We start from the raw sequence: 20,493 nt of genomic DNA on the forward strand, positions 1-20,493 counted from the left end.
TGGGGGAGGCAGAGTTGGCCCCTGCCTTCGGGCTTCACAGAAAGGAAGTATCCGCGACCTGCGCACCGGGTACCGCGATCGAGGGTAGCACGTACCTGAAATAGGGGAATTCAGTGTGAGATTCGGCCGGATCGGCGACTTCCGGTTCGGCTCGGGCCCCGGTTCTCGCCGCGGCGTGGCGGCCGGTGCGCGGCCAAGCGGGGGAGCGGATCGCGTCGGGGGGTGGCGGGGTGGCGTCGACCGCGGGCCGCGATCATTCGCTTGCGGGTTTCCAGGACCCACGTCACTCCGACCGCCCCGACGAAGGCCGTGAGGCCCGCCAGGAGCGGAGTGACGACCATGACCACGAACAGTCCGAGGATGAATTGCCGCTGGTCCCTGTCCTCGTCGCTCATGAATCCCAGTATGCGAGCCCGATCTCCCCGTGTCCGCCATCTACCGACATTGACCCCAACCAGCAATCGGGCGAATGGGCTGCTCCCGGCGTGTGTGGATAGCGTTGCGGGCGCGGAGCTTATCGCTCCGCGCCCGCACTGTTCGGATGGGATCCGGACTACTTCTTGTCGCCGTCGCCGGTGAGGACGATGTCCATGCCGGGAGGGGCCGCGGTGAGGGTGGTGTCGGCGGGGAGGGCTCGGCCACCGCGTTTGCGGGTGCGGAGCCAGTGTTCCAAGCGGGTGGCGAAGACGGTCAGGGCGTAGTTGAGGGCGATCATGATGACCGCGATCACCAGTAGGGCGGGAATGATGTTCTGCTCGGCGGCGCCGAGGCGCTGGCCGGAGCGGACGATCTCCAGATAGGTGATCTGGTAGCCGAGGGCCGAGTCCTTGAGGGCCACGACCATTTGGGAGACCAGAGCCGGGAGCATGGCGGTGACGGCCTGTGGGAGCAGGATGGTGGTCATCACCTGGGTCTTGCGCATGCCCAGGGCTACGGCTGCCTCGGTTTGGCCCTTGGGGAGGGAGCGGATGCCGGAGCGGACGATCTCGGCGATGACCGAGGCGTTGTAGATGGTCAGCGCCGTCACCACCGCAGCCAGCGCGAGCTGGGTGGAGGGGAAGACGTTGTAGTCGGAGAAGACGGCGAACAGGAAGATCATCAGGATCAGCACGGGGATGGCGCGTGCGAATTCCACGATGGTGCCCGCGACCAGGCGCACCCAGGCGTGATCGGAGAGGCGGAGGACGCCGAAGATCATGCCGAGAACGAGCGCGAAGACGATGGAGATGACCGCTGCCACGATGGTGCCGCGCAGGCCGGGCAGCAGGTAGGTGCTCCAGATTTCGCCTTCCACGAACGGCTTCCACTTGTCCGCGGTGAACTGGCCCTTGTCGGCCAGGCCCCGGTAGGCGACCCAGGCCAGCACCGCCAGCGCGACGACCACCAGCACCGAGTAGAGGCGGTAGCGCAGTTGCGCGCGGGGGCCGGGCGCGTCGTAGAGAACCGAAGCCGCGGTCATCGTGCCACCTCGTATCGTTTGGCCAGCCAGCCGAAGAACAGGCCGGTGGGCAGGGTCAGCACCACGAAGCCCAGCGCGAAGATGGCGCCGATGGACAGCAGCGCCGCCTCGTTCTCGGTCATCTCGGCCATGAGCAGTGCCGCCTCACCGACGCCGATGGCGGCGGCGATGGTGGAGTTCTTGGTGAGCGCGATGAAGACCGAACCCAGCGGCGCGATGACCGCCCGGAAAGCCTGCGGCAGCACGATGAGCCGCAGATTCTGGGTGAAGGTCAGCCCCAGCGAGCGGCCCGCCTCGGACTGCCCCAGCTGCACGGTATTGATGCCCGACCGCAGCGATTCGCAGACGAAAGCCGCGGTGTAGATGCTCAATCCGACGATCGCCCAGCGAAAGTTGTTGTCCGCGATATCGGTCGGCCCCTCCGGCGCGAGCTTGAACCCCAGGGTCGAGTACAGGCCCAGCGAGCAGAACACGATGATCAGCGTGAGCGGGGTATTGCGGAACACGGTCACATACGCGGTGCCCAGCCAGCGCGCCACCGGCACCGGCGACACCCGCATGGCGGCGACAAGCGTGCCGACGATCAACGCCCAGAACGCCGAATACAGCGTCAGTTTGATGGTCACCCAGAATGCGTCGAGCAACCGGTCGTCATACTCCGAGATCAAGTCGAACACGACAGTCGCGTCCCTCCGATCGAAATGCCATGCGGGCCGGGCGGTGTCATCGGGATCGCCGTGACCTGCCGCCCAGCCCGCGTTGTCAACTCAGTACCGATCAACCTTCGGCGGCTCCGGAGCCGTGAATCCGGTGCCGGCGAAGTTCTTCTCGAGGGCCGACTTCCAGGCGCCGCTGGTGATCATGGCCTCGATGGCGTCGTTGATCTTGTTACGCGATTCGGTATCGCCCTTCTTCAGGCCGATGCCGTACTTCTCGGTGGTGAACGGCGTGCCGACGACCTTCAGCACACCCGGCGACTGCGCCGCGAAACCGCGCAGGATGGTCTCATCGGTGGTGAGCGCGTCCACCGAACCCGACTTCAGCGCCTCCACGCACAGCGAGTAGGTGTCGTACTCCTGCAGCTGAACGTCCTTGGCGTACTTCTCCTTGACGTTCTGCGCCGGGGTGGAGCCCTTCACCGAGCACAGCTTCTTGCCGCCGGTCAGCGACTCCACGCCGGTGATGTCGGTGTTGTCCGACCGCACCAGCAGCGACTGACCCGTGATGTAGTACGGGCCCGCGAAATCGACCTTCTCCTTGCGCTTGTCGGTGATCGAGTAGGTGCCGACCACATAGTCGACCTGCCCGTTCTCGATCAGCGTCTCGCGCTGCGGGGTCGGCGCCTCGACGAACTTGATGTTCTCCGGCTTCACACCCAGCTGCTCGGCGACGTACTTGGCGACGTCGACGTCGAAACCGCTGTAGGAGCCGTCCTTGTTCTGCAGGCCCAGGCCGGGCTGGTCGAACTTGATGCCGATGGTGAGCTTGCCGTCGGCGGCGTTCTGGCTCGCGGTCTTATCGCTGCCGCCACCGCACGCGGTGGCGGCCAGCGCGAGGGCGATCGCCCCGACAGCGACCCGGAGCGCTTTGTTGAACCTCATCGGGAGTCCTTCTCTCTCGTGAAACGAACGGTCAGTGGCTGAGGATCTTGCCGAGGAAATCCTTGGCGCGATCGGATTTCGGTGCGGTGAAGAACGAGTCCGGATCGGTGTCCTCGACGATCTGGCCGTCGGCCATGAACAGCACCCGATTGCCGGCGCGGCGGGCGAAGCCCATCTCGTGGGTGACCACGACCATGGTCATCCCGTCCTTGGCCAGCTGAACCATCACCTCGAGCACCTCGGACACCATTTCCGGGTCGAGGGCGGAGGTGGGCTCGTCGAACAGCATCACCTTGGGATTCATGGCCAGCGCGCGGGCGATCGCCACGCGCTGCTGCTGGCCACCGGACAACTGGGCCGGATACTTGTCCGCCTGATTGGCGATGCCGACCCGCTCCAGCAGTTCCATACCGCGCTTGCGGGCTTCCTCCTTGCCCTGGCGGCGCACCTTCACCGGCGCCAGCATGACGTTCTCGATGATGGTCTTGTGCGCGAACAGATTGAACGACTGGAACACCATGCCCACGTCGGCGCGCAGCTTGGCGAGAGCCTTGCCTTCGTCGGGCAGCTTCACCCCGTCGATTGCGATATCGCCGGAGTCGATCGTCTCCAGTCGATTGATGGTGCGGCACAGTGTCGACTTGCCGGATCCGGATGGTCCCACCACGATCACGACCTGCCCCTTGGGCACTTCGAGATTGATGTCACGCAGAACGTGCAGCGAGCCGAAGTGCTTATCCACATTCCGCATCGAGATCATCGGCGCGGACTTGTCCACGGAAATGGCAGCGTCGGTCATGACCAGTGACCTTAGAGGGCTCATGCCCGAAATGCTCAACTTTCGCCTGTCGAACGAAACTGTGCCGCGACCCGACACTCGTCCGTAACCCCGGATTGACGCGGAAGTGATGGGAGAGACGCGGGTCACCCTCCGGTTAGGGGTGGTCGCAGGTGGTTGAGGAGCACTCTCGCACAGCCATTACCCTGGTTGGGTGAATTCGTTGGGGCAGGTTTCAGCACGTAGCGCGGTCGTCGACGCGGTGGTGGGCGAGCAGGATGCCCGGACCTACGAGGTCCGCACCTACGGCTGCCAGATGAACGTGCACGATTCCGAACGCCTCTCGGGTCTGCTCGAGGACGCCGGATACGTCAAGGCGGCTCCCGGCGATACCGCCGACCTGGTGGTTTTCAATACCTGCGCGGTGCGCGAGAACGCCGACAACAAGCTGTACGGGACGCTCGGGCACCTCGCGCCCATCAAGGCGGGCCGGCCGGGCATGCAGATCGCCGTCGGCGGCTGCCTCGCCCAGAAGGACCGCGACACCGTGGTCAAGAAGGCGCCCTGGGTGGACGTCGTCTTCGGCACCCACAACATCGGCTCGCTGCCGGTGCTGCTGGAGCGGGCCCGCCACAATGAGGAAGCCCAGGTCGAGATCATCGAGGCCCTGGAGGCCTTCCCCTCCACGCTGCCCGCCAAGCGGGAGTCGGCCTACGCCGGCTGGGTGTCGATCTCGGTGGGCTGCAACAACACCTGCACCTTCTGCATCGTCCCCTCGCTGCGCGGCAAGGAGGTCGACCGCCGCCCCGGCGATGTGCTCGCCGAAGTGCAGGCCCTCGTCGATCAGGGCGTCATGGAGGTGACGCTGCTCGGCCAGAACGTCAACTCCTACGGCGTCTCCTTCGCCGACCCCACCGAGGAGCGCGACCGCGGCGCCTTCGCCAAACTGCTGCGCGCCTGCGGCGGCATCGAGGGCCTCGAGCGCGTCCGCTTCACCTCCCCGCACCCGGCCGAGTTCACCGATGACGTCATCGAGGCCATGGCCGAGACCCCCAATGTCTGCCCGCAGCTGCACATGCCGCTGCAGTCCGGCTCCGACCGCGTGCTCAAGGCCATGCGCCGCTCCTACCGCAGCGCCAAGTTCCTCGGCATCATCGAGAAGGTCCGCGCCGCCATGCCGCACGCGGCCATCACCACCGACATCATCGTCGGCTTCCCCGGCGAGACCGAGGAGGACTTCCAGGCGACCCTGGATGTCGTCCGGCAGGCGCGGTTCACCAGCGCCTTCACCTTCCAGTACTCCATCCGTCCCGGCACGCCCGCCGCGACCATGCCCGACCAGCTCCCCAAAGCGGTTGTGCAGGAACGCTACGACCGGCTCATCGCGCTGCAGGAGCAGATCTCCCTGGAAGGCAATCAGGCGCTCATCGGCACCGAGGTGGAGTTGCTGGTCGCCGAGGGCGCGGGCAAGAAGAACGCCGCCACCGCCCGGATGAGCGGTCGCGCCCGCGACGGCCGCCTGGTGCACTTCCGCCCGCCCGCCGATCTGGCGCCCGGCGCGGAGATCCGCCCCGGCGACATCGTCACCGTCACCGTGACGGGCGCGGCCCCGCACCACCTCATCGCCGACAGCGAGGTCCACACCCACCGCCGCACCCGCGCAGGCGACGCCCACGAACGCGGCGTCACCCCCAAAACGGCCCCCATCGGCGTCGGCCTCGGCCTCCCGCGCATCGGCGCCCCCGCCCCCGAACCCGTGTCCTCCGGCTGCGGCTCGGGATGCGGAGCATGATGGGACCCGCCCCCCGGGCATGACCATGCGACTCCAGCTGGACAGGCGATCACCGGGAACTGGTGGCGGCATCGCGCGAGTAGGGTCCGCCACCAGTGCCCGGTCGATGATGTTTCAGATGGTGCCCGCCCCGTTGCAGGATTCCTGCCCGACTCAGGAACACGCCCTATGACCGAGCAACACCCCAACGGCCCGGACGACGCGCGCCGAAAGGACGATCCGGTGACAGGCAACGACGACGCCCCGGCCCAGGAGACCGGCGGATCGCCGAAGCAGCCGGAGGACAAGGCGGTTCGATCCGGTGGATCCGGCCCGGCATCGGGCCGGCCGGGTGGGGCCGAGGCGGGGGAGGGGCCGGGAGAACCGGCGGGACAATCCGATTCGGCGTCCGAACCGGCGCCCGAGGCGAACGAGGAGAGTATGAAGGCGGCCGAGAACAGTCAGGACTTCGACCAGTTCCGTGCGGATCTCGAAGCCGTGGAACGCAGGATCGCGGGGGAGATCGATCCCGGCGTGCGGGCCATGGTGGTCGCGGGCGCGGTGTTCGTGCTGCTGCTGTCGCTGGTGCTGCCGCATGCGGGGGAGGCGCGCGGGTTCGATGTGCTGCTGTACGACGCGGCGGCGATCAAGGAACACATCGGTCTGCCGTCGCGGGTGTTCGAGTGGTTCGTGACCGTGTTCGGGATCGGGTTCTCGCTGGCGGCGCTGCTGACCCGGCGGTGGGTGCTGGCGTGGATTGCGGTGGCGGGGACCGCTATTGCGAGTGTGTTCGGGGTGTTGTCGATCTGGCATCGGCAGACTCCCGGGCTGGGTAACTACGAGGGGGCCGGGCCGGGGATCGGGCTCATTCTGGCCACGATCGCGGCCATGGTGCTGACGTTCCATTGGGTGCGCGTGGTTTGGAGTCGTACTGCGGTGCATCTGGCTGCCGAGGAGCAGCGCCGGATTGCCGCCGCACAGGCGGAGGAGCACGATCACCGGAAGCTCTTCGGCGAGAAGTAGTCTCGCGCGAACAGGCCCGGCGACACCGGATACGGTTGCCGCCGGGCCTGTTTCATGTTCAGCCTCGGGTCAGGATGTACTCGCCGAGCAGGTCGTACTGTTCCTCGGCGATGCCGTCGTCGAGAGGGACGGCTACGGCGACGGTGCCCTCGTCCTCGCCGGCGAAGAGGGCGGGGTCGTTGCAGTCGGCGAAACCGATGGCGTCGAGACCGGCTTGGGCCGCGCCGCCACACCAACCGTGGTCGGCGACAACCAGATCCGGCATGGGCTCACCGCGGCGGGCCAGGTCGGCCAGGACCAGCTGAATCGGGAGAGGGGAATGGGTGTGGATCGGCACGCCACCGTCCGCCAGGATGCCCACGCCCATGAAGGACTCGACTTCCACCCGGCGCACCATTCCGTACCGGTTCTCGGCGTCGTAGCCCAGGTCCGCGCCGAGTGGGACGACGGTGCCGCCCGCCTCGGTCAGGGCGGCTGCCAGGTGTTGGTAGAGGCGGGCGAGAGTGCGGGGGTGGCCGGTGGCGAACAGGACTCGCTGCTTGGCTTGCAGGGCTTTTCCGAATCGGGCGGCGTAGCGGTCTAGTGCGTCGGCTGTGAGTTCCGGGTCGATGGTGTCCTGGCCGCGGCGGTGGTTGAGGCGGGGGTCGACGCCTGCCTTGCGGACCATCAGGTCGAGGACTGTGTCGGGGGTCCAGATGCCGAGGTTTAAGCCGAACTGGTAGTGCGGGTCTCGGCGCGCCATGCGGGCGTAGTGCTCGAGATTGTTCTCGCGGGGGGTGGCTACGGCCCCTGCCATGCCCGTCGCCAGCAGGTGCGCGATGAGCTGTTCCCGGTTTGGTGCCATGGAACCGAGACTAATCGGGGGGGTGGGGCGGCCTGTCTTTATCTGGCCCACAGTGTGATCCGGTCGCAGCGGGAATGCGGTCCACTGCCTGTGATGACGGAATTCTGATCAGGGACGCTCGTGGCTGTGTTTAATTGCCTCCGCTTCGCTCCGGCGGGGTTCGGGGCCTGACAGTCTCGATTTTTCCCTCCCTCCGCGCACGCCGGAGCTCCTCCGCTTCGCTCCCCCGCTCCGACGCACGCTCCACTCAGTCCAAAATCGAGACGGCCCCGAACCCACACAGTGAGTGCACCAACTGTCATCCCTGCCGTTAATAGACAGTTCGCCTGCGGCGGACCAACACACAAGCACACAAGCCGGAGACCCGACCAGCTGGTGACCCGGACCAGCCGACAATCGCACCGGCGGGCGACCAGATCGGCTGGCGACCGCGCCGGCTGGCGATCACACCAACTCGTGACCGCACCCGCTGGCGACCGGACCGGCCGACAATCGCACCGGCCGGCGATCGCACCGGCTGGCGACCACACCAACTCGTGACCGCACCGGCTGGCGACCGGACCGGCCGACAATCGCACCGGCCGGCGACTGGACCGGCGGGCGACCGCACCGGCTGACGACCAGATCGGTTGGTGCGGACTAGTGGGCTGGCGCGGTCCGGTGGGCTTGCGCGGGCCGGTGGGCTTGCGCGGGCTGGCGGGCTTGCGCGGACCGGCGGGCTGGCGCGGACCGGCGGGCTCGGGACTGCGGGGGTTCCGGCTCGAGGGAACTTCGTACTCCGGCCGGAACCGTGTGCAGCTGTCTTCAGGGTGAACCTGTTGTGAGGCTGGTTGATTCAGCGTTGGCTGACGGCGCCCTCGGCGGCTTCGGCCCATTCGCGCCATTGTTTGGCTTGTTCGCGGGCTTTTTCGGCGTCCCGGGTCTTGCCGGCAGCTTCGGCTTTGGCGGCTTGTTCCTCGAATTGTGCGACCCGCTCGCGGAATTGGGCGGCGCGGGCCATGGCCTCGGGATCAGTGCGGCGCCATTGGGCGTCTACGGCGTCGCGGACGCGCTTTTCTACGGCGCGGAGGCGGGCTTCCAGGTCGTGGATGCGTTCGCGGGGGACCTTGCCGATGGCGTCCCACTTTTCCTGGAGGTCGCGGAGGGCGGCTCGGGCGGCGTCGAGGCCGGCTTCGGGGTCGATGTGCTCGTAGTGCTTCAGCAGTTCTTCCTTGGCCGCCGCGTTGTGCTCGAATTCGGCGTCGCGTTCGGAGGCGTGGGCGTTGCGGGCGGCGAAGAAGATGTCCTGGGCGGCCTTGAAGCGTTTCCAGAGTTGTTCGTCTGCCTCGCGGGGGGCACGGCCGGCGGCTTTCCATTCGGCGAGCAGGTCGCGGAAGACGGCGGCGGTGCCGGACCAGTCGGTGGAGCCGGAGAGGTCTTCGGCGCGGACGCAGAGTTCTTCTTTGCGGGTTTTGGCGGCGGCGCGTTCGCGGTCGAGTTCGGCGAAGTGGGCGCCGCGGCGGCGGTTGAAGGCTTCGCGGGCCTTGGAGAAGCGGCGCCAGAGGGCGTCGTCCACCTTGCGGTCCACGCCGCGGATGGTCTTCCACTCGTCGAGGATTTCGCGCAGGCGGTCGCCGGCGACCTTCCACTGGGTGGATTCGGCGGCGATCTGCTCGGCCTCGGCGGCCAGGGCTTCTTTGCGCTCGGTTTGCTCGTGCCGGGTGCGTTCCTTCTCCTCCTTGGCGTGCGCGGCCGCCTCGTCGGAGTGTTCGATGATGGCCCGCAGGCGCTGCGCCAGACCCTCGATATCGCCGATGACGGCGGCGGTCGGCAACGTTTCGGCAAGCGCGGTGGCGGCGGCCTTCGTCTTGCGGGCGTCGGTGCCCGCGGCGAGGCGGGCCTCCAGCAGGGCCACCTCGGTGGCCAGGTCGTCGAAGCGGCGGCCGAAGTGGGCGAGGCCCTCGGCGGCGTCGCCGGCCTGCCAAGAGCCGATGACGCGTTCCCCGTCGGTGGTCTTGACCCAGGCGGTGCCGTCCTCGTCGACCCGTCCCCACTGGCTGGGGTCGCTCACGGTGGGCACCACGACCGGGTGCGGATGCGGGGTCGCCGGGCCGGGAGTGGGCTTGACGGCATGTGGTTTCGGAGACTCCGGTTTGGGACCCGCGGCGCCCGGGCGGGGGCCGGCGGCGGCTGCCGGGGAGGGTCGCTTGGCGGCGCCGGGCTGCGGCGCCGGGGCGGACTCCGGGTGGGTCGCCTTCTCGTTTCCGCTGTTGTCGGTCATTGCTCCTCGTCCCTGCCGCGCGTCACGGCTGCCTGGTTACGCCCTAGCTCATCGGTCTAGCTCATCCCATTCAACCAGGCTGAGATGGGAAATGCTGTCTTTGAGCACACCTCGGCGGCGCGGTGTTCGGGCGGGGTGGGGCTGGTGAGGTGCGTTAGCGCTACGGTTGACGGCGTGTTCTGTGTTGCGTCGCTGGTTCCCTCGCCGCCCGTGCTGGTACCCGAACTCGGGGGCGCGGCCGGCGACGGTGAGGTGACCCGGGTGCGCGCGGCCGCGTTGCAGGCCGCGAAGGCGCTTTCCGGGCGCGCGACCAGGTGGATCGTGATCGGCACGGACGAGGCGAATCGCGTGATCGGTGCGGATGCGGTCGGCACATTCCGGGGATACGGCGCCGATATTCGTATTGGTTTGTCCGGAACATTCCAATTTGGCGGCGATAGCAACAATTCGGTCACTGCTGTCGCCGAGGCCGCCGATCCGGAGCTGCCGCTGCCGGTGCTGATCGCCGGGTGGTTGCGTGAGCAGGTCGCCCCGGACGCTGTCGCCGAGGCACGCCTGATCGACGCCGCGACCTCGCCCGCGGACTGCCTGACCTTCGGCGCGCGGCTGCGTGGCGAACTCGATGCCGAGACCGAGCCGTGCGCGGTGCTCGTCGTCGGCGACGGCGCGGCGACCCTGTCGCTCAAGGCCCCGCGCTACTTCGACGAGCGCGCCGAGTCCGTGCAGGCGGAGATCGACCGGGCGCTGACGGCGGGGGACCGGCGGGCCCTCGCGGCCCTGGATCCCCGACTGTGCGCGGAACTGGCTGTGGCGGGCCGCCCCGCCTATCAGATCCTGGCCGGGCTCTTCGACGCCGATGCCGCCGATCCGCAGGTCGAAACCCTCTATGCCGCAGCCCCCTTCGGCGTCGGCTACCACGTGAGCGTGTGGCGTCCGGGAGGCGCGGCGTGACCACCCCCGTCGCGGTGGTCGGCCCCACCGCCACCGGAAAGTCGGATCTGGCCCTGGATCTGGCCGAACGCCTGCACGGCGAGATCGTGAACATCGACGCCATGCAGCTGTATCGCGGCATGGACATCGGCACCGCGAAACTCCCGGTCTCCGAACGCCGCGGCATTCCGCATCACCAGCTCGACGTCCTCGATGTCACCGAGACCGCCACCGTCGCCGCGTATCAGGCCGCCGCCCGCGCCGATGTGGAGGCGATCATGGCGCGCGGTCACACGCCCGTCATCGTCGGCGGCTCCATGATGTACGTGCAAGCGCTGCTGGATGATTGGGACTTCCCGGCCACCGACCCCGCCGTGCGCGCCAAATGGGAGGCGCTGCTCGCCGAGCGCGGTGTGGTGATCGTCCACGAGGCGCTGAAGCAGGCCGATCCGGTCGCCGCCGCCACCATCCTCCCCACCGACGGCCGCCGCATGGTGCGCGCCCTCGAGGTGGTCGAGCTGACCGGCAAGCCCTTCGCCGCCTCCGCCCCCCAGATCGGCGAACCCCGCTGGGGCACGGTCATTGTCGGCGTCGACCGCGAGACCGCCGAACTCGATGCCCGCATCGAACTGCGCACCGCGAAGATGTTCGAATCCGGTCTGCTCGACGAGGTGCGCACGCTCATCGGCCAGGGCTTGCTGGAAGGCCAAACCGCCCGTCGCGCTATCGGTTACGCACAAGTCCTCGCCCACTTCGATAACGAATACGACCTGAACGAAGCACAGGAGCGCACCTTCATCGGCACACGGCGCTATGTTCGACGACAGCGCTCGTGGTTCCGCCGGGATCAGCGGGTGCGATGGGTGGACGGCGCCGATCCCGAGCTGGCGGAGACGGCGCTGGCGCTCATCGGCTCCTCGACGACGAGGGACGAATAGGACATCCGCGCAGTGGCACGCCGCTCGAACACCGCCTCGGTCCAGGTTTGGCAGGCATATCTGAACAGCCGGGCCAAACGCCTCCGCGATCAACGGTTCCTGGTGCACGGCAGGCGGCCCATCACCCGGGCGCTGGAATACCGGTGGCCGCTGGAAACCCTCGTCTACCGGCTGGGCACGCCCGAGCCGTCGGCGTGGGCAAGGGAGATCCTGGACTCCAGCGGCGTGCCCCGCGTCGGGCTGGTGCCCGAGGTCATGGCCGAGCTGTCCGAACCCGCCGAGCCGGTGCCGGAACTGGTGGCCGTGGCCATGACCCGGCGCGCGGAACTCGACGACTTCGCCCCCGGCGCACCGGAAGAGCCGCCCACGGTCGTGGTCATCGACCGGCCCGCCTCGGCCGCGGGCCTGGGCGCGCTCATCCGTTCCGCGGTCGCCTTCGGCGCGGGCGGGGTGATCATCACCGGTGCCGGCGCCGACCATTACGACCCGCAGTGCGTACGCGTCTCCGATGGCGCGCTGTTCGCCGTCCCCATCCTGCGCGCCTCCGGTCCCGCGCAGGTGAGCGCGTTCCGGGACCGCCAGCGCGGCCGCGGTATCGACACCCGTATCGTCGGCAGTGACGACCACGGCGGTATCGCCCTCGACGATTTCGAATTCGGCGGCGCCACCGTCCTGGTCCTCGGCGACGACAGTGAGACGCTCGCCCCCGCCTGGCAGCAGGCGTGCGACGAGCTGGTGTGCATCCCGACCGATGGCACGCTGGGCGCGCCGTCCTCGGCGGCGGTGGCGCTCTACGAGATTTCCCGGCAGCGCCGGGCGATACGGTGAGGACTATGGAGAACGAGCGCGCGGCGGATATCGAATTCACCAAGGGGCACGGCACCCAGAACGATTTCGTGATTCTGCCGGATCCGGATGCGTGGCTGGAGCTGACCGAGTCGCGGGTGGCGGCGCTGTGCGATCGCCAGCGCGGGCTCGGCGCCGACGGCGTGCTGCGGGTGGCTCGCGCCGGGGCGCTGGTCGAAAACGGTGCCATCGCAGCGCTTCCCGAGGGCGTGAGCGCCTCGGACTGGTTCATGGACTACCGCAATGCCGACGGTTCCATCGCCGAGATGTGCGGCAATGGGCTGCGCGTGTTCGCGCACTACCTGGTGGCGAACGGTTTCGAAGAGCGCACGGAGTTCGTCGTCGGCAGCCGCGCCGGGGCCCGCCCGGTGGTCGTCCACCATGCCGATCCGGTGCACGGCGAGGTCACCAACACCATGGGCACGGTCACGGTGCTGGGCGATTCCACCGCCGCGGTCGACGGCCGGCAGTTCACCGGTGTCGGCATCGATGTCGGCAATCCGCACCTGGCCTGCGTGGACCCCACCCTCACCCCGCAGGAGCTGGCGGCGCTGGACCTGACCCGCATGCCCGGCTTCGACCACAGCCTGTTCCCGCACGGCGTGAACGTCGAGATCCTCACCGCCCTGACCGTCGGCTCCGACGGCCGCAAGGGCGTGGACATGCGCGTCTACGAGCGCGGCGTCGGCGAAACCCGTTCCTGCGGAACCGGAACCGTCGCCGCCGCGGCGGCAGCCCTGCTGCGCGACGGCTTCGATCTGGCCGCCGACACCGGGCACGTGGAGGTCCGCATCCCCGGCGGTGAGGTCACGGTGAGCATCGAGCACGGCACCGCCTTCCTGCGCGGCCCCTCGGTGCTGGTGGCCACCGGCCGGATTGCCGCCAAATGGTGGCAGGACGCCTGAGCGGGCACGCCCAGAAATAACCGAATGCGCCTTCTCGTTGGTCCGTGGGACCATGGAGGCGTATGAGTAAATCAGAAACGTACGAGTTCACTCCCGCCCAGGAGCTCGAGGACGACGCCGGGACCGGTTGGTCCACGGCGCCCACGGTCGGCGAAATGCAGCTCGAGGAGCGCAGTTCGCTGCGCCGCGTGGCCGGGCTGTCCACCGAACTCACCGATATCACCGAGGTCGAGTACCGGCAGCTGCGACTGGAGCGAGTCGTGCTGGTCGGCGTCTGGACCGAAGGCACCGCCGCACAGGCCGAGGCGAGCATGTCCGAGCTGGCCGCGCTCGCCGAGACCGCCGGTTCCCAGGTCCTCGATGCCCTGATCCAGCGCCGCGACAAGCCCGATCCGGCCACCTACATCGGCTCCGGCAAGGCCGACGAACTGCGCGGCGTGGTCCTCGACACCGAAGCCGACACCGTCATCTGCGACGGTGAACTGACCCCCGCCCAGCTCAACGCGCTGGAAAAGGTCGTCAAGGTCAAGGTCATCGACCGTACCGCCTTGATCCTGGACATCTTCGCCCAGCACGCCACCTCGCGTGAGGGCAAGGCCCAGGTGTCCCTGGCCCAGATGGAATACATGCTGCCGCGCCTGCGCGGCTGGGGTGAGTCCATGTCCCGGCAGGCCGGTGGTCGTGCCGGCAGCAATGGCGGTGTGGGTCTGCGTGGTCCCGGTGAGACGAAGATCGAGACCGACCGCCGCCGCATCCGCGAGCGAATGGCCAAGCTGCGCCGGGAAATCCGCGAGATGAAAACGGCCCGCGACACCAAGCGCGCCCGCCGCACCTCCAGCGGTATTCCGCAGGTCGCCATTGTCGGCTACACCAATGCCGGCAAGTCGAGCCTGATGAACACCCTGACCAATGCCGGAATCCTGGTGCAGGACGCCCTGTTCGCCACCCTGGATCCGACCACCCGCAAGTCCGCCCTGGAGGACGGCCGCGAGGTCGTGTTCACCGACACCGTCGGCTTCGTCCGCCATCTGCCCACGCAGCTGGTCGAGGCCTTCCGCTCCACCCTCGAAGAGGTCACCGGCGCCGACCTGCTGCTGCATGTCGTCGACGGCTCCGACCCCCTCCCCGGCGAGCAGATCAAGGCCGTGCGCGAGGTCATCACCGACGTCCTCCGCGAAACCAAGACCCAGGCCCCGCCGGAGCTCCTGGTAGTCAACAAGATCGACGCCCTGGACCCCATGGAACTCACCGAGATCCGCGGCTGGCTCCCCGACGCGGTCTTCGTCTCGGCCCGCACCGGTCAGGGCATCGACGAACTCCGCGACCGCCTGGACCACGTCCTGGGCGGCCTGGACGTCGAGGTCAGCGTCCTGCTGCCGTACACCCGCGGCGACCTGCTGGCCCGAATCCACGCCGACGGCCGCATCATCAGCTCCGACCACGACGAGTCCGGAACCCTGGTCCGCGCCCGCGTCCCCCGCTCGCTGGCAGGCCCACTGGCCGAGTACGCCCACGCGGGATCGGACCCGGTCGAGTAAGCAACACACGAGGTGGAGGCCCACCAGCCTGCCGGTCCGATCGCCTGCCGGTCCGATCGCCGGCTGATGTGGTCGCCTGCCGGTGTGGTCGCCAGCGGGTGCGGTCGCGAGTTGGTGTGGTCGCCACCCCGTCCGGTCACCAGTCGGTCCGGTCACCAGTCGGTCCGATCGCCTGCCGGTGCGGTCGCCTGCTGGTGCGGTCGCCAGTGGGTGCGGTCGCGAGTTGGTGTGGTCGCCTGCCGGTGTGGTCGCCAGTGGGTGCGGTCGCGAGTTGGTGTGGTCGCGAGTTGGTGTGGTCGCCTGCCGGTGCGATTGTCGGCTGGTCCGGGTCACCAGCTGGTCGGGTCTCCGGCTTGTGTGCTTGTGTGTTGGTCCGCCGCAGGCGAACTGTCTATTAACTGTAGGGATGACAGTTGGTGCACTCGCTGTGTGGGTTCGGGGCCGTCTCGATTTTGGACTGAGTGGAGCGTGCGTCGGAGCGGGGGAGCGAAGCGGAGGAGCTCCGGCGTGCGCGGAGGGAGGGAAAAATCGAGACTGTCAGGCCCCGAACCCCGCCGGAGCGAAGCGGAGGCAATTAAACACAGCCACGAGCGTCCCTGATCAGATTCCAGTGGTGTGTCACTGTCCTCCCACCGGCAAATATCGGGTAACACTCGCCTAATGGCTGAACCCGCATTGTCTGCTCGCCTCTTGGCGGCACTGCGAGCCGCCGAGACCGCCGTGCGCCCGAACTACTTCGGCCTGCTGGTAGCGGCCATCTTCTTCGCATGGTCCGTCTCCCCGTCATTGCTGCCACGCAGCTGGATCTTCCAGGGCCTGGTCAGCGGCGTCACCGCCGCCATCGGATACGGCGTCGGCTGTGTCCTGGCGTGGGCCTTCCGGCGGTGGGTCCGGCCGCGACTGCCGGAGACGCCCGCCCGGGTGGCGGCTCTGGAGAACCAGCCGCAAGGCGTGCGCGATGCCATCAAGGCGGTCATCGTCCTCGGCTGCATCGTGGGCGCCGCAATCATTCTGGCGCGCTCCGCCCGCTGGCAGCGTGATCTCGAAGTCCTCATGGGAATGGACCCGACCACCACCTCCGGATATCTCCGCACCGAATTGATCGCGGCCGCGACGGTCGCCTTCGTGGTCGGCCTGTTCCGCGTGGTGCGCTGGGCATTGCGGTCGGCGATCCGGGTCCTGAATATCCGCTGGCGCCTCCCGCGAGTGGTGGCGGTACCCACCGCCGTCGTCATAGTCGCCGTGGCCGCCGTCCTGCTGTTCCAGGGCGTCCTGGTGAAAGTATTCTTCGACGCGGCCAATTCAGCGTTCAGCCTGCGAAACGGTCACACCTCGGCGGCGGCGCAGCAGCCGCGGCTGCCCGAACGGTCGGGCAGTCCCGAGTCACTCGCCCCCTGGGACACCCTGGGCTCGGAGGGCCGCTGGTTCGTCTCCTTCGTCCCGACCAAGGAACGAATCGCACAGGTCACCGGCAAACCCGCACTGGATCCGATCCGCGTCTACGCCGGTCTGCAATCGGCCCCGACCCCCGAGGACATCGCCAATCTCGTAGTCCGCGAATTGGACCGCACCAAGGCATTCGAACGCGAAGTCCTGGTACTCGTGACCACCACCGGCACCGGCTGGGTGGATTCGACCACCGCCGAGGCCATCGAATTCATGTACGGCGGCAATACCGCAATCGCCGCCACCCAGTATTCGTACCTCCCGAGCGTCCTGTCCTTCCTGTCGGACAAGAACAAGGCCACGGAGGCGGGCCGGCTGCTGGTGCACGCGGTGCATGCCCGCTGGGCGCAATTGCCCCCGGACGCCCGCCCGAAGCTGCTCGTCTACGGCGAAAGCCTGGGTTCGCAAGGCTCGGAAGGCGCCTTCACCGGCCTCGACGATATTCGCTCGCTGGTCGACGGCGTCCTGTGGGTCGGCCCGCCGAATTCCAATCGCATCTGGAGTTCTCTCGAGGTGCGCCGCGATCCGGGTACCCCGGAGATTCTCCCCATTTATGCCGACGGCCTCATCGTGCGCTTCGCCGCCGACGCCGCGGATCTCGAGCGACCGCCGAGCACGTGGCTGCAACCGCGCATCGTCTATTTGCAGCACGCCTCGGACCCCATTGTCTGGTGGTCCCCGGATCTGCTTTTCGAACAACCCGATTGGCTCGCCGAACCGCGCGGCCCCGATGTCTCGAAGTCCATGCGCTGGTGGCCCATCGTCACCTTCTGGCAGGTGAGCGCCGATCTCGCGCACGCCCAGAAGGTCCCCTCGGGCCACGGTCACCGCTACGGCACGCTGGTGCTGGACGGCTGGGAGGCGGTCGCCCCGCCGCCGGAGTGGAGCCAGGACCTGGAGGACCGGATTCGCCAGGCCCTCAATGAGGATTCGGACTGGGAGATAGCCCACAAGTAGGCTGCGCCACCCACAGTCGGTGCCCCGCACTGAATTTCGTTACGATGCCGTTATCGAATTCAGTGCAGGGAGGGTGTGTCTTGACTCGAACCGACAATCCGTCGTCCGCAAATGAGACTCCGCAGCGGCTCACCGATGGCGCGCCGCTGCATGTCGAGTTGACCGATACCGATCGGCGCATCATCACCGTGCTGACGGCGCCCTCGCGCGCCTGGTTCAGTCCGCGCTTCTACGGCATGGACAATATCCCGGCCGACGGTCCGGTGCTGCTGGTCGGCAATCACACCCTCGCCGGCGGCACCGATGCGCCGCTGCTCGCGGCCGAGGTGCTCGCCCGACGCGATCGGCTGGTGCGGGGGCTGGCCGAGAACGTGCTCATCGACGTGCCGGGCCTGCGAGATGCCCTGCACCGCTTGGGAATCGTGCGCGGCAACCGGCACAACTGCACCACGCTGCTGCGGCAGGGCGAGGCCGTGGCGGTGTTCCCCGGCGGCGGCCGGGAAGCCATGCGCGGCAAGGGCCAGAAGTACAAGCTGCTGTGGGAGGGCCGCACCGGCTTCGCCCGCATGGCCATCGAAACCGGTGCGCCCATCGTGCCCACCGCCATGATCGGCGGCGACGATATCTACGACATCATCTTCGACGGCGACGACCCGGTCATGCGCCCGCTGCGCAGCCTCGTCGTCGGCCTGGGCCTGCGCGCCAACCTCACGCCCCCGCTCATTCGCGGCGTCGGCCCCACCCTGCTGCCCAAGCCCGAGCGCTTCTACTACTCCCTCGGCACGCCCATCGACACCAGCCCGTGGCGCGATGCGGCCGATCCGGAAGAGGCCGCGCTCGAACTGCAATCGGTGGTCCGCAAGGCCCTCGAAGGCGAACTCGACTTCCTGCTCGCCGAGCGCGACAAGGACCGCGGGCGCAGCCTGCTGGGCCGCACCCTGTCCGCCGTCGGCTGGTAGGACCCGGGCCCCCGATCACATGGTGACGCGCAGGTCGGGGGCCAGATACATGCGGTCGCCGGGCTGGACTCCGAACGCGGTGTGGAACTCGGGCATATTGCGGGCCACCTGATTGACGCGGAACTCGGCGGGGGAGTGCGAGTCCAGCGCCACCATGCTGGCGGTGTATTCGTCGGTCGCGGCGTGCCGCCACATGCGGGCGTAGGCGAGGAACAGCGGGCGATAGTCGGGATCGGTCACGCCGCGGCGCTGTTCGGCCAGCCGGAATGCGGCCAGCGCGGTGGTGAGGCCGCGCAGATCGGCGAGGTTCTCGGTGACGGTGAGCTCGCCGTCGACGTGCTGTTCGGGTGTCAGCCCTTCCGGGACGAGCGGATCGTATTGCTCGATCACCAGTTTGGTCTTGGCCTCGAACGCGGCCTTGTCCTGCGGCGTCCACCAGTCGCGCAGGGTGCCGTCGGCATCGTATTTCGAACCGCCGCTGTCGAAGCCGTGGCCCATTTCGTGGGCGATGACCATGCCGATGCCGCCGTAGTTGACGGCCGGTTCGGCGTCGGGATCGAAGAACGGCGGTTGCAGAATGCCCGCGGGCAGCAGAATTCGGTTGAGTTCCCAGCTGTAGCTGGCGTTCACGTCCGAGGGCGTCATCATCGACCATTCGGCGCGGTCGGCGGGGCGGGTGAGTTTGCCCAGCTCCCAGCGGAATTCATGGCTGTCGACGGCGCGCAGGGCGGCGATGAGCGAGTCGCGCGGCACGCTCAGGCCGGAGTAGTCGCGCCATCGCTCCGGGTGGCCGGTCACCGCGACCACCTTGTCCACCTTGGCGACCGCGGCCCGACGGGTGGCCTCGGACATCCACGGCGTCTCCGACAGCGCGGTCCGGTAGGCGGCGAGCAGATCCCGCACCAGCTCCTCGACGAGCTTCTTGGTGCTGTCCGGGAAGTACTTGTCCACGTACTGGCGGCCGAGGGCGTCGCCGAGTCGCTCCCGCACGATCCGGACCGCCCCGCGCCAGCGCTCCGGCTGCTCCCGGGTGCCGTGCATGGCCTTGTCGTAGCAGTCGAAGTGGGCGTCGGCGAAGGGTTTCGCCAGGGCGGGCGCATAGCGCGCGATGAGCCGCAGCCGCAGGTAGTCCCGCCAGACGGCGATATCGGTCTCGGCCCAGACGCGGGCGAGGACGGTGGCGTAACCGGGCTGGTCCACGATCACGGTGCCGAAATCCCCTGGGCGATCGGTCAATCCGGACAGCCAGGCGTCCCACTCGAATCCCGGCGCCAGCTCGGCCAGCTGCCGCCACTCGTACGGGTGATACGACGACAGCGATTCGATCAAGCGCGGCAGGTCCACATGCCCGGCGGCGATGCGGGTCTCCAACTCCAGCGTCCGGGCCGCGACCTCGTCTGCGGCGGGTATCCCGGCCGCCTGGGCGATGCGCTCGAGATAGGTGCGGTAGGCCTCGCGCAGTTCGGCGTACTGCGGTTCCCGGTAGTAGGACTCGTCCGGCAGGCCGAGTCCGGATTGCATCAGAGACGGCCGATGCCGGGTCGAATCCATGCGATCGGGCCAGATCCACAGCTGGAAGGGCGCGGGAACCCCGAGCGTGGTCAGCCCGCCGGCGATGCGCGCGAGGTCGGTGCGGGTGCCCGCCTGCTCGATCTCGCCCAGCAGATCCGCCAGCGGCGCGATGCCCGCCCGGTCGAGCGCGGCGCTGTCCAGGAAGCCCTCGTAGATATCGCGCAACCGCTGCTCGTCGGTGCCGGGCGCGGCCTCGGAGAGGGATTCGAGCACGGTCCTCAACCGCTGCTCGTTGTGGTCGACGAGTTCCTCGAAGGCCCCGTAGGAGGGTTTGTCCGGGGGCAGCTGGAAGTCGCGCAGCCAGGCGCCGTTGACATTGCGGTACAGGTCGTCCTGCGGGCGGACGGCCGGGTCCATGCCCGTCAGATCGGGGCCGGTGGCCGGTGCGGGCGCGCTGTCCGTCGTGCACGCCGCCAGCGCGACGACCAGCGGGACCGCGGCGGTCCCGGCCAGGAACCGGCGCCGGTCGAACCGGCCGTGGGCAGTGCGTTCGTCTCCCGTATTGCGTTCGCTCCCAGTCATATTCGCGACGCTACGGGACCGGGACCGGCGCGTGATCGCGCTGCGTGATGATCATCGATGCGCCTGTGGGGGGATCCGGCCCCTGAACATCACCCTGACGCCTCCCCGAGCCATCGCCCGTGCGAGTCGGCGCGGCCGTCTCCT

At 68.4% G+C, this 20,493-nt stretch carries 16 protein-coding genes; 9 read left to right on the plus strand and 7 right to left on the minus strand.

Features of this window, described 5'->3' with window-relative positions:
* Nucleotides 1-553: 553 nt before the first annotated feature.
* From ACYQ5L_RS12905 to ACYQ5L_RS12920, 4 genes are all read right to left on the minus strand, one after another.
* Nucleotides 554-1,459, minus strand: coding sequence for an amino acid ABC transporter permease (locus tag ACYQ5L_RS12905; protein WP_459957583.1), 906 nt, complete (start codon nucleotides 1,457-1,459; stop codon nucleotides 554-556).
* A complete protein-coding gene (locus ACYQ5L_RS12910; protein ID WP_379198164.1) occupies nucleotides 1,456-2,136 on the minus strand; it encodes an amino acid ABC transporter permease in 681 nt (226 codons plus the stop codon). Before ACYQ5L_RS12910 ends, ACYQ5L_RS12905 begins: the two co-directional genes overlap by 4 nt.
* Nucleotides 2,137-2,226: 90 nt before the next feature.
* The gene (locus ACYQ5L_RS12915) at nucleotides 2,227-3,060 is read right to left on the minus strand and encodes a glutamate ABC transporter substrate-binding protein (RefSeq protein ID WP_379198162.1); all 834 of its coding nucleotides are present in this window, start codon (nucleotides 3,058-3,060) and stop codon (nucleotides 2,227-2,229) included.
* Between the two features lie 31 nt (nucleotides 3,061-3,091).
* Nucleotides 3,092-3,820, minus strand: coding sequence for an amino acid ABC transporter ATP-binding protein (locus ACYQ5L_RS12920; RefSeq protein WP_459963419.1), 729 nt, complete (start codon nucleotides 3,818-3,820; stop codon nucleotides 3,092-3,094).
* 280 nt (nucleotides 3,821-4,100) lie between these two features.
* On the opposite strand from ACYQ5L_RS12920, the gene miaB reads away from it, so the two are divergent.
* Both miaB and ACYQ5L_RS12930 read left to right on the plus strand, forming a co-directional pair.
* Entirely contained in the window at nucleotides 4,101-5,630 is a 1,530-nt protein-coding gene (gene miaB / locus ACYQ5L_RS12925; RefSeq protein WP_459963420.1) for a tRNA (N6-isopentenyl adenosine(37)-C2)-methylthiotransferase MiaB, read from the plus strand.
* Nucleotides 5,631-6,050: 420 nt separating this feature from the next.
* Nucleotides 6,051-6,632 carry an Rv2732c family membrane protein gene (locus ACYQ5L_RS12930; RefSeq protein WP_459963421.1) on the plus strand — a complete coding sequence of 194 codons (582 nt, stop codon included), beginning with the start codon at nucleotides 6,051-6,053 and terminating at the stop codon, nucleotides 6,630-6,632.
* 58 nt (nucleotides 6,633-6,690) lie between these two features.
* Here the strand turns inward: ACYQ5L_RS12930 and ACYQ5L_RS12935 are convergent, their stop codons facing one another.
* Both ACYQ5L_RS12935 and ACYQ5L_RS12940 read right to left on the minus strand, forming a co-directional pair.
* Entirely contained in the window at nucleotides 6,691-7,476 is a 786-nt protein-coding gene (locus ACYQ5L_RS12935; protein WP_459957584.1) for a phosphatase, read from the minus strand.
* 835 nt (nucleotides 7,477-8,311) lie between these two features.
* Nucleotides 8,312-9,736, minus strand: a complete 1,425-nt coding sequence (locus tag ACYQ5L_RS12940; RefSeq protein WP_459957585.1) for a DUF349 domain-containing protein — start codon at nucleotides 9,734-9,736, stop codon at nucleotides 8,312-8,314.
* A gap of 174 nt (nucleotides 9,737-9,910) precedes the next feature.
* On the opposite strand from ACYQ5L_RS12940, the gene ACYQ5L_RS12945 reads away from it, so the two are divergent.
* From ACYQ5L_RS12945 to ACYQ5L_RS12975, 7 genes are all read left to right on the plus strand, one after another.
* Complete coding sequence (locus tag ACYQ5L_RS12945) at nucleotides 9,911-10,687, plus strand: class III extradiol ring-cleavage dioxygenase family protein (RefSeq protein ID WP_459957586.1); 777 nt, start codon at nucleotides 9,911-9,913, stop codon at nucleotides 10,685-10,687.
* Nucleotides 10,684-11,604, plus strand: coding sequence for a tRNA (adenosine(37)-N6)-dimethylallyltransferase MiaA (gene miaA / locus ACYQ5L_RS12950; protein ID WP_459957587.1), 921 nt, complete (start codon nucleotides 10,684-10,686; stop codon nucleotides 11,602-11,604). The genes ACYQ5L_RS12945 and miaA overlap by 4 nt, the downstream gene beginning before the upstream one ends.
* Nucleotides 11,605-11,616: 12 nt before the next feature.
* The gene (locus ACYQ5L_RS12955) at nucleotides 11,617-12,432 is read left to right on the plus strand and encodes a TrmH family RNA methyltransferase (protein WP_459957588.1); all 816 of its coding nucleotides are present in this window, start codon (nucleotides 11,617-11,619) and stop codon (nucleotides 12,430-12,432) included.
* A gap of 5 nt (nucleotides 12,433-12,437) precedes the next feature.
* Nucleotides 12,438-13,355: a diaminopimelate epimerase gene (dapF, locus tag ACYQ5L_RS12960; RefSeq protein WP_459957589.1), complete on the plus strand. Its 918-nt coding sequence runs from the start codon at nucleotides 12,438-12,440 to the stop codon at nucleotides 13,353-13,355.
* A 62-nt stretch (nucleotides 13,356-13,417) separates the two neighbouring features.
* A complete protein-coding gene (gene hflX, locus ACYQ5L_RS12965; RefSeq protein WP_459957590.1) occupies nucleotides 13,418-14,893 on the plus strand; it encodes a GTPase HflX in 1,476 nt (491 codons plus the stop codon).
* A 660-nt stretch (nucleotides 14,894-15,553) separates the two neighbouring features.
* Nucleotides 15,554-17,296: an alpha/beta hydrolase gene (locus tag ACYQ5L_RS12970; protein WP_459957591.1), complete on the plus strand. Its 1,743-nt coding sequence runs from the start codon at nucleotides 15,554-15,556 to the stop codon at nucleotides 17,294-17,296.
* Between the two features lie 80 nt (nucleotides 17,297-17,376).
* Nucleotides 17,377-18,255, plus strand: a complete 879-nt coding sequence (locus ACYQ5L_RS12975; protein WP_459957592.1) for a lysophospholipid acyltransferase family protein — start codon at nucleotides 17,377-17,379, stop codon at nucleotides 18,253-18,255.
* Nucleotides 18,256-18,270: 15 nt separating this feature from the next.
* Here ACYQ5L_RS12975 and ACYQ5L_RS12980 read toward each other — a convergent pair whose 3' ends face one another.
* A complete protein-coding gene (locus ACYQ5L_RS12980) occupies nucleotides 18,271-20,349 on the minus strand; it encodes a M13 family metallopeptidase (protein WP_459957593.1) in 2,079 nt (692 codons plus the stop codon).
* Nucleotides 20,350-20,493: the final 144 nt, after the last annotated feature.

It is taken from the genome of Nocardia sp. IFM 10818, from assembly GCF_054655275.1.

Excerpts from the sequence above, each read along its gene's own strand:
- ACYQ5L_RS12905 (WP_459957583.1), bottom strand. The coding sequence starts at position 1,459 with ATGACCGCGGCTTCGGTTCTCTACGACGCGCCCGGCCCCCGCGCGCAA.
- ACYQ5L_RS12915 (WP_379198162.1), bottom strand. The coding sequence starts at position 3,060 with ATGAGGTTCAACAAAGCGCTCCGGGTCGCTGTCGGGGCGATCGCCCTC.
- ACYQ5L_RS12920 (WP_459963419.1), bottom strand. The coding sequence starts at position 3,820 with ATGATCTCGATGCGGAATGTGGATAAGCACTTCGGCTCGCTGCACGTT.
- ACYQ5L_RS12930 (WP_459963421.1), top strand. The coding sequence starts at position 6,051 with ATGAAGGCGGCCGAGAACAGTCAGGACTTCGACCAGTTCCGTGCGGAT.
- ACYQ5L_RS12935 (WP_459957584.1), bottom strand. The coding sequence starts at position 7,476 with ATGGCACCAAACCGGGAACAGCTCATCGCGCACCTGCTGGCGACGGGC.
- ACYQ5L_RS12940 (WP_459957585.1), bottom strand. The coding sequence starts at position 9,736 with ATGACCGACAACAGCGGAAACGAGAAGGCGACCCACCCGGAGTCCGCC.
- dapF (WP_459957589.1), top strand. The coding sequence starts at position 12,438 with ATGGAGAACGAGCGCGCGGCGGATATCGAATTCACCAAGGGGCACGGC.
- hflX (WP_459957590.1), top strand. The coding sequence starts at position 13,418 with ATGAGTAAATCAGAAACGTACGAGTTCACTCCCGCCCAGGAGCTCGAG.
- ACYQ5L_RS12970 (WP_459957591.1), top strand. The coding sequence starts at position 15,554 with ATGGCTGAACCCGCATTGTCTGCTCGCCTCTTGGCGGCACTGCGAGCC.
- ACYQ5L_RS12980 (WP_459957593.1), bottom strand. The coding sequence starts at position 20,349 with ATGACTGGGAGCGAACGCAATACGGGAGACGAACGCACTGCCCACGGC.